This window comes from Methylomarinum vadi, assembly GCF_000733935.1.
GTDB lineage: Bacteria > Pseudomonadota > Gammaproteobacteria > Methylococcales > Methylomonadaceae > Methylomarinum > Methylomarinum vadi.
The window spans coordinates 1,558,463-1,570,743 of record NZ_JPON01000001.1; the positions used below are offsets into that span (position 1 = coordinate 1,558,463).

The 12,281-nt window shown below is 56.9% G+C and carries 11 protein-coding genes; 1 reads left to right on the forward strand and 10 read right to left on the reverse strand.

Annotated features, from left to right (window positions below):
* Window position 1: 1 nt before the first annotated feature.
* The 10 genes from EP25_RS0107885 to EP25_RS0107930 all read right to left on the reverse strand — a co-directional run bounded on the left by EP25_RS0107885 (window position 2) and on the right by EP25_RS0107930 (window position 10,966).
* A complete protein-coding gene (locus EP25_RS0107885; protein WP_031433369.1) occupies window positions 2–1,648 on the reverse strand; it encodes a GspE/PulE family protein in 1,647 nt (548 codons plus the stop codon).
* 21 nt (window positions 1,649–1,669) lie between these two features.
* Window positions 1,670–2,362, reverse strand: a complete 693-nt coding sequence (locus EP25_RS0107890) for an EMC3/TMCO1 family protein (RefSeq protein ID WP_031433370.1) — start codon at window positions 2,360–2,362, stop codon at window positions 1,670–1,672.
* Window positions 2,362–4,143 carry a hypothetical protein gene (locus tag EP25_RS0107895; protein WP_152555614.1) on the reverse strand — a complete coding sequence of 594 codons (1,782 nt, stop codon included), beginning with the start codon at window positions 4,141–4,143 and terminating at the stop codon, window positions 2,362–2,364. The genes EP25_RS0107890 and EP25_RS0107895 overlap by 1 nt, the downstream gene beginning before the upstream one ends.
* Window positions 4,144–4,412: 269 nt before the next feature.
* Window positions 4,413–5,504 (reverse strand): type II secretion system protein, encoded by a 1,092-nt coding sequence (locus EP25_RS0107900; protein WP_152555615.1) that lies wholly within the window; start codon window positions 5,502–5,504, stop codon window positions 4,413–4,415.
* The gene (locus tag EP25_RS23835; RefSeq protein ID WP_152555616.1) at window positions 5,501–5,692 is read right to left on the reverse strand and encodes a hypothetical protein; all 192 of its coding nucleotides are present in this window, start codon (window positions 5,690–5,692) and stop codon (window positions 5,501–5,503) included. The genes EP25_RS0107900 and EP25_RS23835 overlap by 4 nt, the downstream gene beginning before the upstream one ends.
* Before the next feature lie 107 nt (window positions 5,693–5,799).
* The gene (locus tag EP25_RS22435; protein ID WP_031433373.1) at window positions 5,800–6,483 is read right to left on the reverse strand and encodes a type II secretion system protein; all 684 of its coding nucleotides are present in this window, start codon (window positions 6,481–6,483) and stop codon (window positions 5,800–5,802) included.
* Window positions 6,484–6,921: 438 nt separating this feature from the next.
* The gene (locus tag EP25_RS0107915) at window positions 6,922–8,019 is read right to left on the reverse strand and encodes a type II secretion system protein (RefSeq protein WP_031433374.1); all 1,098 of its coding nucleotides are present in this window, start codon (window positions 8,017–8,019) and stop codon (window positions 6,922–6,924) included.
* 177 nt (window positions 8,020–8,196) lie between these two features.
* Window positions 8,197–8,388, reverse strand: a complete 192-nt coding sequence (locus EP25_RS0107920; protein ID WP_031433375.1) for a hypothetical protein — start codon at window positions 8,386–8,388, stop codon at window positions 8,197–8,199.
* A gap of 380 nt (window positions 8,389–8,768) precedes the next feature.
* Window positions 8,769–9,185 carry a tetratricopeptide repeat protein gene (locus tag EP25_RS0107925; protein WP_031433376.1) on the reverse strand — a complete coding sequence of 139 codons (417 nt, stop codon included), beginning with the start codon at window positions 9,183–9,185 and terminating at the stop codon, window positions 8,769–8,771.
* Window positions 9,182–10,966: a type II secretion system protein GspD gene (locus tag EP25_RS0107930; RefSeq protein WP_152555617.1), complete on the reverse strand. Its 1,785-nt coding sequence runs from the start codon at window positions 10,964–10,966 to the stop codon at window positions 9,182–9,184. The genes EP25_RS0107925 and EP25_RS0107930 overlap by 4 nt, the downstream gene beginning before the upstream one ends.
* Before the next feature lie 566 nt (window positions 10,967–11,532).
* Between EP25_RS0107930 and EP25_RS0107940 the strand changes: the two genes are divergently transcribed.
* Entirely contained in the window at window positions 11,533–12,186 is a 654-nt protein-coding gene (locus EP25_RS0107940) for a response regulator (protein WP_031433379.1), read from the forward strand.
* Window positions 12,187–12,281 lie beyond the last annotated feature (95 nt).

Here is a 12,281-nt window from a genome sequence, read left to right on the forward strand (position 1 = left end):
CTCAGTTCACCGCCAGCGTCTTATGGGTTTTATAGACCGCCACGTCGCGAAGTTCGTCCAGCGTCGTCAAGCCCAGCCGCACCTTTTGGCAGCCGTCTTCCCACATAAAGCGCAAACGCTCGCCGGCGCGCGTCTCCAATACTTCTTCTTCCACCCCTCGCGTCACCAGGCGCGCCAAGTTGTCGTCGAACCATAGGGTTTCGAACAAACCCAGACGGCCGCGAAAGCCCGTGCCCTGGCAAACCGCGCAACCGACCGGTTGATAAATCTCGACCAGTTCCTGCTCTGCGCCCAAGATTTCCCGTTCCTCGACAGTGGCGGGGCGAGGCCGGCGGCAATGCGCGCACAAACGCCGCACCAGCCGCTGGGCGATCACCGCCGTCAATGTCGAACCGATCAGGAACGGTTCGCAACCGATATCGACCAGGCGTGTCACGGCGCTGACCGCATTATTGGTATGCAGGGTAGAGAACACCCGGTGACCGGTCATCGCCGCCTTCACCGCCACGTCCGCGGTCTCCTGATCGCGGATCTCGCCGACCATCAGCACATCGGGATCGTGGCGCAGGAACGAGCGTAACGCGCTGGCGAAACCGACCTTCGGCCCGGTCTGAATTTGCGAGACGCCGTCGATGACGTACTCAATCGGATTTTCCACCGTCATGATATTGATATCGGGGCGATTGATTTCCTCCAACGCCGCGCACAGCGTGGTCGACTTGCCGCTTCCGGTCGGTCCGGTCAGCAAAATCATGCCGTAGGGTTTGTTGATCGCGTCGCGAAAATAGCGCAGGTCCGTCTCCAACATGCCCAGGTCGGCCAGGCTCAAGGCGCTCGCCTCCTGTCCCAACAAGCGCATGGTCACCCGTTCGCCCAGTCGAATCGGCGCAGTCGCGACGCGAATGTTGAACGAGCGGTCGATCGGCGGCGCCAGATGATACGAGAAACCGCCGTCCTGGGGTTGACGCTGTTCGGCGATATCCAGGCCGGCCAACACCTTGACCCGCGAAATCACCGCCGCCGCGGCTCCCGCGCCGGCTTCGACCGGATAATCGCGCAGCTTGCCGTCCACGCGCAAACGCACGCGCAAACCCCAGGTCTCGGTCAACAGGTGAATGTCCGATGCGCGATGCAGATAAGCCTCGCGAATGATCGTGTCCAGCAACGCCACCAGATCGGTGTCGTCCTCCGCCGAGTCCGTCTCGGGCGCGGCGGCCTTGCCGGCCAGCGCCCGTTCGATGCGCAGGCGCAACTGCGACGGATCCGCCATCGCCAACGGTAAAGGGCGTCCCAACAAGCGTTGCGCCGTATCGATCGCGTCGCGGTCGAAAGGATCGGACAGCACCAGCATGGTTTTGTCGTCGGCGCGCCCCGGCAACAGTTGTTTGCGCCGCAACAGATTGGCGGGAAGCTTCTTTAATACTTCTAGGTCCACGCTCAGCGAGGTCAAATCGACATAGGCATGGCCGCCCTGCTCGGCCACGGCCCGGTACAAGGCCGACAACGGAAAACGGTAATGCGCCTGCACCATCGCCAACAACGGCAAGCGCTGGCGCCTGGCTTCCAACCGCAGTCGTTCGACCGCCGCCGGTTCGACCAAGCCGCTGCGCGCGCCCGCACTCAATAATTGTTCCTCGGTTAACGCCATGGATTCATCACCTGCCGAGTTTTACAATGCCAACACCAATTTCGCCAACAAAGCTTGCGGATAGCCGGCCGGCGAGGCGAGCGGCAATTTTTCGATATTCAGTTTCAGCACGGTGACCTGATAAGACAAGTCGTCCAGGCCGTGAACGAATTTACGTATCGCCATATAAGAGCCTTCCAGCTCGATTCGCTGCATCGGCCGGTGAAACATCGTTCCGGGCGACATCCGCGCGATCCAGCCCGAGGTTTCCGGCAGGATCAGCGGTTCCTTGGGCTTGTCGTCGATCTTGCCGCGTTTTTTACCCACTCGCTTGGCATTCTTGCTCGTCGCCGTTTGCGGCGGCGGCTGCAATTTTTCGTTGCTGCGTATTCTCACGCCGCTGTCGCGCGCCAGTTGCGAAATCCGCACCTTGAGTTCTTGGGAATCGAACGGCGCCAGCCGTAGTTGCATCAATTCGGCCTGCTCGCGGACCAGCGCCATCGCCCGCTCCAAATCGTCTAGCTGCGCCGTCAATTCTTCCACGTTTTCCAGCGGCTCGTCCGGGAGGCGCGCTTTCAGCAAACGTTTCTGCGTCGACTCCGCGCTTTTTTGTAACTGCCCGATGCGTTGGTCGACCGGCCTATAGCGCAGCAAGCCATAAGCGCCGGCCACGATCGCCACGATCACCAATGCCGACAAAAGCTGTTCGCGATTACTCAAATGCGATCGTTTCATCAAGCCTTATCCTGTTGCCCCACCTGGTCGACCGGTCGTAACTTGACCAAACGCATCGTCATGCTGAAACCGTCCAGTTTCAGCGGCCCCTTGCCGCTGAATACCCGGCTGTCGCGCACGTCCAGATTCCACGGCGCCGCCGCCTTCTGTATAGTTTGAATGAAGGTCTGCGCCGCCGCTTCGCTGACCGCCCAGGACTCGAGCATGAAACTTTCCACTTCGACGCGATCGTCTTTCGCCGCGGGCGAATTCGGCGGAAACGGCATCGCCGGCGCTTTTGCTTCTCCCTCGCGCAGTCCGATCATGATGACTTCATCGCCGACGCTATTCTGCAGCATGCCCAATATCCCCTTGACCAGCGCCGCCCGTTCGGGAATATCCCGTTCGTAAAAGCCCAACATCGCCTGCAACCGCCGCTGTTCGAGCTGTTGCTCGCGCAATGCCTGCTTACGTTGCTCGATCGCCTGAATTTGCGCGTCGATGCGTTTTTTCGCCGCGCTGATGCTCTGCCAGCGCGAATCCATTTCATCCTTGTAACTTTGCGCCTCGCTGTGTCGCAATTGCAGCGACGCCTCCGCCGCCACGAGCCCGAGCAGCAACACGCCGGCCAAGGCGACGGCGCGCACTTCCAATCGCTGCGCGGGCGGCGGCAAAGGCCCCCCGACCCTGACTTCGATACAACGTCCCGGTTCGCCGACTCCCAAGGCATGGCGCGCCGCGCCGAGCATGCCCGGCGTGAGCGAGCCGTCCAACGCCGGATCGTGGAGCAGCTTGACCTCCACTTCGAGCATCCGCCGCAGCTCTTCGGCCAAATCTTCCGCATTCTCGTCCCAGCTCGCCAGCCACAACGTTTCGTTGGGCGCGACATGCAGGGCGTGATAACTTTCCAGGCACAATTCCATCGCCGACTTGTTGACATGCCAATAGGCTTGCCAGTCGATGATGCGCCCTTCCCACAAGCGGACCGCCTTGACCAGGCCGTGGTGCGATTCCAACAGCACCTCGGATAACGGACGTTGCGGCAGCAGGCTAGCGGCGCAACCGGTCAACGGATACATCGCTTTAAGCTTCACCCCTTGGCGGGCGAACACCTCCACCCAGCGTTGCAGCAGGGATTGGCCGACGCAACTGGTCAGCCAATTAAACGTACCCGGAATCTCCTCCACCGCGCCCTGCGGCACCCAATTACACTCGATCTGTTCGTCATCGACCTTTAGCCACTCCTGGCCGGTCAGGCAGGCGTTCAACTGGCTGCGTTTGACAAACCCTAACTCCTCGGCCAGCTCGCCGAAACGGCGGAAGGAGAATTTGTCCAGCATTTCCAGACCGCCGGCCGGATTGGGCTTGCCCTGCTGTAAATCCATCACCACCTCGACCTGCTCCTCGGTCATATAACCCCGACTGACCAGCAACCGGCCCAGCGACCAGCGCATCGAATGTTGCAACCACAACGCTTCCACATCCCCTTGCACCAACGCCTTCATTTGCGGCAAAGGCCGAGGCTTTTTCGGATTGACCGGCAGTTCCACCAGCGTCGACAACACCGCATGCGACAGCAAAACCGCCGAACCGCCGCCCCGCCAACCTTTGGCCTGCAGCGTTTCGACCAGATCCGTCACCGCGTCGGCCATATCCACCTGCGCGATCGCCGCCCGGTGCAGCACCTCGACGCTCGTACCGGACCGTTTCACCACCGCGCCGCGCAGGGAAAAACCGTCGGTTTCGCAGACGAGCAGCTCGGACGTCTTAAAAAACGGAAACAAGCCCTCGAATTTCATCATAATATCTGCCTAATCCAGGATCGAAACTCGTTCCCACGCTCCTGCGTGGGAATGCAGATCGACCGGTCCACACTGCCATCGATCCCGGTTCCGCACTCAGACTCCGTATGGGTTCCCACGGAGGACCGTGGGAACCAGATAAAAACGGTTTCGATACCTCGTCCGACATTATGCACGGAGCACTGAAGGAACCCATAAATGATTGAACGAATTATGACCTGCAGATATTGGAGATTCATAAATTGAGTGTGTCTCATTTTAAACAGCCTTTAGAAATCCCAGATGAAATTGAATTGCGTCGATTGGGAAAAAGGTAGCATTGTTAATTTGCTTGAAATATCGGGCGGAGGAACTCCTGGGCAGGCGCCCTTGAATATCGAGTCATCCGAGGCACATAAAACCTGCACGCTTCTAAGGCCCAGTGGAACTTTTTTCCCACCTGAAAAAGTGATCGGAGCTGAGTATTTGCTGCTGTTTGCAGCTACCGGATCACTCACTAAAATCTGAAAATCATCGCTGTCTGCGGAGTCGATGGTCCCATCTCCCTTAGGAAAGAAAACTCTTAATTTAAGCGTAATGTCCGTTCCTGTAACGGGAGGCACCTGCGAAGCCGTCGAGTTTTTAAACAGTAATCGACCCGACCAATTATCAAGATCGACTTCCCAGTCAGACGAAACCACCAGCTTATTTGCTAAAATATTATCTCCGGAACCGGCATCATAAGCATCACTGGTTAAATTAACCTCTGCGCCCGAAACTGAAAAATCCCAACCTGAATTGATTGCATCGTTCGCATCCGAATTGCCGTAACCGTCGCGGAAACGCAAAGCGCCATCACGTTCGGGCAACACATGAATATAAGGCCCGCGCCATCCGAACCCGACACCCGTGGTCGCATCCTGATGCCACACGACGATGGTTTTCGATGCATCGCAGGGGGAATCATAGGTTTTGGGATCTGTATTCGGCACTTTTTCATCACCCAATTCCAGTAATTCCGCAATGCACTCCGGCAACCGCCCCATATCGGCGACAAAACCGCTGATTTCCGGCCCGCCGTTGACGGTGCGGGTCGGATCGCCGACGATGGCCTTGCGAATCATTTCCATGCGGCGTTTGGTCTCGTCGTACTTGGCCTGGTCTTCGACGCCCTCGGTCAACATCATCGACGCCGACGCCATCAACCCGACCAGAAACAGCACCAGCACCATTTCCAGCAGCGTGAAACCGGCAGCGCGTCCCTGCCGGGACGGTAGGGTGCGCTCCGCGCACCTTTGCCACCGCACCAAGACGACCGCCGTGTTGGTGCGCGGAGCGCACCCTACGGACCGTGTCATTAAAATAGACAAGAATCGATTCATCGCGGCAAGCACAATATGTTGTCATCCGAGTTGGCCGGCGGAACACAGGGCGTGTCGCCTTCACCCTCCACGGCATTATTAAGGCCGATAGCGACCACGCGGGCTTCGTCGTTATCATGCGAATCGATCATGAGATAAGGGGGGTCGATAAGCTCCGTTAATGCCCCATAGTCCGCTTTCCGGAGCATAAGTAGGGTGCGCTCCGCGCACCTTGGCCACCGCACCAAGACGACCGCCGCGTTGGTGCGCGGAGCGCACCCTACGGACCATGACATTAAAATAGACATGAATCGATTCATCGCAGCAAATACAACGTCTTCACGCCTGCACCGGAGTCTCGACTCACAAGGCGCGCAGTCGCGTCATCGTCCAGTCCTTGTATTTCATACGGTTCTTGATAAGGATCGAGAATACCCCACGCCCCATTCGCGAGCAGGTTGTTTTTTCGTTGAATATATGGCCCGTGCCAGCCCCGCTTGGTATCTTCATTCCACTGGTCGTCCTCGGAGCGGCCAAAAGGGTCGGTAAACAACATCCAAAAATTTGTAGTTGATTGGCACCAGGTAATTTTTTCGGCGTTGGTGCTTCCTGCTTCAGCAGGAAAAGTCATCGCCGTATTGGCATCGGTATCGCTGCCGCCATTAAAACTGTCGGTGCAATCATATACCCCCTGCCCCGGAAATTGGTTGGAACCGCTGTCGCGCCTAAACTGCAACAACGCCTTTCTGATCTCGGCCATTTCGAAACGGGTGACGTCCTCGCGGCCCTGGTCCTGCACGCCTTCGTAGCCCAACACCACGGCGCCGGCGACGATGCCCAGCAGGGTGATGACGACCAGCAGTTCGAGCAGCGTGAAACCGCTTTGTTTGCACGCCACGGACGGGTGATGGGAAAAATGCTTGGTTCGGCGTTTTAAACGCAATTCGGTCAACGCGCCAACGGTGAAAAAAGGGAAATGCACAAACAATAAACCTCTCATTTACTTGCTTGGATGAACTGAAAAAAACAAGGTGGATACGGATGAATGCATCCATCGTCAATATAACGAACCGCTGCAAGCAGAACCGCCCACCTCGTCCCATAGCTCGTCGTTATAACCCTCTTGCGGAGTGTCTTATTTGTCTGGGTTGGGCTGAATAGAATTGAGCCCAGCGAATTCAAGCGCATCGGAAATGTTGGGCTTCGCTATCGCGATGCCCAACCTACGGCTCGCTTAAACCCTATAGGGTTCCCACGGAGGACCGTGGGTACCAGCAAGTAGCCCGGATGTAGCTTGCGGAATCCGGGATATTCGTGGCTTCGATGATCCCGCATTCCGCTTTGCTTCATGTGGGCTACTTACTATCGCGATGTCCAACCTAAGAGTCAGCCGTAAGGATTCCCACGGATGACCGTGGGAACCCGACAACATCAGCGCTTAAGCGTCTTGGTTAGCGCCGGCGATCGCCGCGTCCAGCGTACGGCCTTCCGGATCGACCACGCCGATCAGGCGGGCTCTTTGGAAAACTTCATCCGCATCGATCGTAGTGCTGTTGTCTGTATCTTCAGCGACCTGGAACAAGGCGATATAACGGGCATAGCTTTCGGCAGGGTTGACGTTTTCGGTGCCGGCGGTCGGCGCCTGGCCGATCGCCACGCGACTGTCGATCGTGGTGCCCGGCACGTCCTTCCCGAAGCCTACGGCAATCACCAGACTGCAAGTATCATCGCTCAAGGCATCATTGATCAGATTAAGCGTTCTGTTATGATTAACCGTCGTGGTGTTGTCATAAAAGGTACTGATAGTGGCGCCATCGGCAGTACAGGTTGAATCGGTGCCCGTCGTTCCATCCTCGCCGCCCGAAGGAACGATCGACAAGGCGACAGGGCTGCCCAATTGTGAAGTTTCATCCCACAGGATATTTTGTAAAACACCAGCATCATCGACATCAAATTCCAACTCAGATGCACCACCCGCAGTTAAACCAGGCGCGCTTTCGTTCCAGGAAAGGTTTGGAATAGGGTTAGTGTATGTTGTCGTGGAATCCAGCGTTTGCAACTCGTCAATGCCGACCGCCGCCAATGCTAGGCCGACGGCTTCCAATACGGTAGTTCCATCTAATGTTGCAGCTGGCGTAGTCACCCATTGCCCCAAGAACGCTTCGGTCGCATCGGCCAGCAACGGTTCGGTCCCGCTCGTTCCCGGTATCGTACCGTCCAGATTCGCCAAATTATCCCACTGGTTCGGATAGGCATTCTCCACCGCGCGGTAGTTACGGATGGAGCTTTCCGCCGCCAGTATGTTGTTGGCATTGGCGGTATCCTGAGCGTTTTCGCCGATACCTTCATAGGCCACCAGCGCCGCGGTAGACAGGGTCGCCAGCAGCGTGATCACGACCAGCAGTTCCAACAGCGTGAAACCGCCTTGCTTGGCTTGCAGTTTTCGCGCCTTCGCGCGCAGTTTTTCGTCCTCGATGACGGAAACGTCGGCCGCGCGGAAGCGGCTGATCGCCGATTTGATTTGTTGTATGTTCATTTTTATCCTCGATTAAATGCCGCAACCGCCTCGCGCAGTCTGTTGGTCATCGTGTTTTGTATTTATTGCCGATGTGACCCGTTCACACTCGTAATTTTTTCCGGTCGGGACGCGCCCTCCCGTTGCGCGTTCCCGCGCGCTATGGTCCTTGTTGTTGGATGTCGCATGGAATGCTCGCTACGCCGGCGCATTAACGACGAAGCGGTATTGCTTGCCGCAGTGGATGATGACCTCTTTTTGCTTGCGCTTGAGTATCTTGACTTCCACATGGATATCGCCGAAGCCGTCGTGGCTCAACACGTCGTCGAGCAGTTCCAGCAGTTTGTTTTTGACGGGTTCGGTCTGATGGTCGATTCCTGTTGTCGTCATGTTCTGTCTTGCTCCCATTCAATTTTTTATTCTTTCCCACGTACCCGAAGGGCGAAGGTATTAAGGCGCCGAACTTTGAATTGCGGTGCCTATATATACCTGCCGGCTTCCTCGTTTCCCGTTTCAGTCGCGCCGAGGGCGGTGCTCCTACCTCTATTTGGGCATGGCCAGCAAACCGCCGCGCCTGCCCTGTTTAAGCCGGTAGCCGTCTTGTCATGGCTCCCATGCTTCAGCGTGGGAGCACGCCCCCGCCGCTCTGCGGCGCGGGACGCAAAGCGTCCCCAAAAGCATATCCACGCTGGGGCATGGATACGATTACATTGGGCATTCCGGAAAGTCATTTTTATCAAATCCTTACCACGTCTACCCTTGGCGTCATCTCATTTCTTCAACGCCAACTTGTAACCGCTCTGTCGTGCCTGCTTCAGCCAGTAGCCGGCCTGTTCGCGCAGGCGCGGTTCGGCGCTGACCGTGTAAATCCGGTACAGCATGTACTGGCCGTGGGCGTGGCCCTGCTTGGCCGCTTTTTCGAACCACTGCGCGGCCAGCTCGATATCCTGCCTGCCGCCCAGTCCCATGTAATACAGTTCGCCCAACAGCGCCTGGCTGTTGGCGTCGCCCCAGCGCGCGGAGCGATGGCACCAATCGAAGGCCTGGGCGAAGTTGATGCGCCGCAGCTTGTCGCCATAGCGATAGGCGTAACAGTTTTCGGCCGCGATATCGGCTTCCGAATCCAGGCCGACATGGGCGCAGGCATTGAGCAGCAGCGCCGACAACACGACCGCCAGCCGCTTCATAAATCCGAATTCCGCAAGTTGGCCGGCGCGCAATAGTCGCCGCAAACCGGCGGCCCGGCCGGCGTTTTTTCCGGCAACGGCTTGGGCCGGAACGACGCATCCGGCGCGTAGCGGTGATATTTCTCGGTCGGATCGAAACGTTCCTTGTCGTCCCCTTCGTTGAGAATATAAGGGGTGATCAGCAACACCATTTCCGAGCGGCTGTCTTGGTCCTCGGTGGAGCGAAACACATTGCCAACCAGCGGAATATCGGCCAGATACGGCACCTTGCTGCGGTTCCTGGAGAAGCTGTCGCGAATCAGGCCGCCGACGGCGACGGTGTAACCGTGCCGGGCGAAGATCTCGCCCTGCATCCTCGCCGTGGTAATGGTGTCGACCGGCAAATCGACCACGCTGCCGCTGCCGTCGGTAACCGGAATCAACGCCGCGCCTTCGTTCAACGTGGCGTTTTCCTGTTTCAGTAGGATATGGATGCTGCCGTCGCTGTTGATATGCGGCGTGATTTCCAGGGTCGTGCCGATTTCCTCCAGTTCGGTTTCCGGCGTCGTGATCGTGCGCGTGGTATTCAGGTTATCGATCGTATCGATGGAATAGCCCCGCACCATGATCCGTTCCTCGCCGACGAACAGCGTCGCCGGCCGATGATTGGACGCCACCAGCATCGGATTGGAAATGACGTTGACCCGGTTGTTCTGTTCCAACATTTCGATGTTGGCCTTGATGTTCTGGCTGACGAACTCGTATACCAGACTGCCTCCCCCGGAAATGGCCGCCGCCCCGCCGAGTACGATCGGGTTGGCGCTGTCGCCGCTCAGCGTGGTATCCTTCAATTCAAAATTGAACAAGGACGTGAAGTCCTCGCCGACCTTGATGTCGATGATCTTCATTTCCAGCATGACCTGCGTTTGCGGCTTGTCCAGCTGTTTCACCAGGCTGGCGATGGATTTCAAGACCACCGGATCGCTGGTCTTGACGATCAATAAATTGTGTTCGACGTTGACGGTGACGTAAATCAACTTACTCATGCCGGAAACCGAGGCCAATTGCCCTGCCTCGACTTGCTTGCCGCCGGCCGACAATTCCGCCAATTGCTCCACCGTCAAATCGTCCGGCAAGCGCTGCTGCCTGGTTAAGCCGTTGACGCCGCCGCGTCTCGAGCCGTTTCTATTTCTGGAATTATTGCGCCGGTTGTTGTTACCGTTGACGCGACCGCCGAAGCGTTGATTGCCGCGACTGCCGGCGTTGCCAAACCCCGATCCGGTCGTACTGTTGCCGTAGGATACCTGAACCCGATCGTCGTACAGGTCTTCGATCGCGGAGGCGATGGCGATGACATTGGGGTTGCGCAACGAAAACACGCGAATAGCGTCGTCCTGTCCGACCACTAAGTCCTTGCCGTACTGTTCCTTGGTCATCAAGCGGTAGGTGCCGTTGCCGCCGTCGTCGCGACGATACCAGAGATCGCTGATCCGGCAAATCGCCTTGATGGCCTCTTCCAGCGTCACTTGTTTCAAGTACAGCGTCACTTCCTTCTCGCCCGCTTCCGGGGTCGCGATGATGTTGGCCTGTGCGTCTTCCGACAGCACGCGGATGATATCCATCACCCGCGACTGCTTGAATTCCAGCTCGGCGATTTTAAACGGCTTGGCTCCGTTAGCCACGGCCGGCAAAAACAACAACATCGCAACGAATATCCTGATAATCTTCTGTTTAACTTTAATCAACAACACTCTCGCCAACTCGCTGATCCCGCTCCACACGTCTGTCGCACCATCAGCCAAAGCATCGCCTCAAGCCTTAATTTCTTAACCAATCGACTAAAAAAATCCGCGGGCGCCGTCTTTCAGGCGCTCCGCAGATTGATTTGCTTTACAACTAACACTTAGGAAACATTTCATATACTTTCTTAACCGTCCCTGACGCTTCCCTGCGCAACCCACTCCATCGCGCGCGTTCCGGCGCGCTCATCACACTTCATCTTTTGCTTACGAGCAAGGGGAATCAATCCTTATGCAAACCATGTGATCGCGGAAGTATTTTATGGAAACCTTCAGACCTTCCATAGGGAAGTATTCCTTCGGTTGCCGGGAATTTTTCCCGATCCCTCAATTTCCCTCCAAGACTTTCTTCAGGCACTCTTCGATCAGAACGAGATAATCGTAACGGGCATAAGGTTTGAACGCCTCTGTCCTTATGATCGCTCCCTCTCCCACAGGACGAAGGAGCGCAAGACGTCGCCTCGCGATTTCACGGCAATGGGACAAATCGGGAATCTTTCCTATGGCATTTAACGGACATAACCGCAAGAATGCGCATTTCCTTTGCAGATTATGAAAAAGGTTTTAAGGTGAAAGAAAAAATCAGCGTGCTGCTGGTGGACGATCACGCCGTCGTCCGCGCTGGCTACAAGACCTATTTGGGGCTGGCGGATAAAATCGGCGAGGTTTATGAAAGCGACCGCGGCGAAAGCGCTTGCCGTTTATACGAGCAACACCTGCCCGATGTCGTCGTGCTCGATCTGTCGATGCCCGGCATCGGCGGTTTCGAAACGATGCGCCGCCTGCTCGGCCGCGACCCGGCTTGTAGAATCCTGGTTTTCAGCATACACGACGAACTGATTTATGTGGCCCGCGCCATCAAGGCCGGAGCCAAGGGCTATATCGTCAAGAACAGCGTGCCGGAAACGCTGGTCACCGCCGTTTGCACGCTCGCCCGGGGAGAGACTTTCGTAGCGCCGGAATTGGCGCAGAAGTTGGCGCTCAACATGGTGACCGGCGAGCAAGAAGACGAAAAAATCAGGCAATTATCCCCGCGGGAATTCGATATATTTTGTCTGCTGGCCAATGGTAAGACGACCCGGGAGGCAGCGGAACAGCTTCGCCTCAGTTACAAAACGGTGTGCAACCACAGCACCGCGATCAAGGACAAGCTGGGCACCAAGACGGCCGCGGAAATGACGCTGCTGGCCAGCCGCCTGGATTTAATCAATGCGGTTGATTAATAGCGTCGTATAACTCCATCCTGGATTTCTCGGCGCCCGGTGCGTCCATGCGCACCAGGAAATGCTGAATTAATCGGCATTTCCTTAATTTTTAT

Excerpts from the sequence above, each read along its gene's own strand:
- EP25_RS23835 (WP_152555616.1), bottom strand. The coding sequence starts at position 5,692 with ATGCTCCGGAAAGCGGACTATGGGGCATTAACGGAGCTTATCGACCCC.
- EP25_RS0107920 (WP_031433375.1), bottom strand. The coding sequence starts at position 8,388 with ATGACGACAACAGGAATCGACCATCAGACCGAACCCGTCAAAAACAAA.
- EP25_RS0107890 (WP_031433370.1), bottom strand. The coding sequence starts at position 2,362 with ATGAAACGATCGCATTTGAGTAATCGCGAACAGCTTTTGTCGGCATTG.
- EP25_RS0107885 (WP_031433369.1), bottom strand. The coding sequence starts at position 1,648 with ATGGCGTTAACCGAGGAACAATTATTGAGTGCGGGCGCGCGCAGCGGC.
- EP25_RS0107915 (WP_031433374.1), bottom strand. The coding sequence starts at position 8,019 with ATGAACATACAACAAATCAAATCGGCGATCAGCCGCTTCCGCGCGGCC.
- EP25_RS0107900 (WP_152555615.1), bottom strand. The coding sequence starts at position 5,504 with ATGAATCGATTCTTGTCTATTTTAATGACACGGTCCGTAGGGTGCGCT.
- EP25_RS0107925 (WP_031433376.1), bottom strand. The coding sequence starts at position 9,185 with ATGAAGCGGCTGGCGGTCGTGTTGTCGGCGCTGCTGCTCAATGCCTGC.
- EP25_RS0107895 (WP_152555614.1), bottom strand. The coding sequence starts at position 4,143 with ATGATGAAATTCGAGGGCTTGTTTCCGTTTTTTAAGACGTCCGAGCTG.
- EP25_RS22435 (WP_031433373.1), bottom strand. The coding sequence starts at position 6,483 with ATGAGAGGTTTATTGTTTGTGCATTTCCCTTTTTTCACCGTTGGCGCG.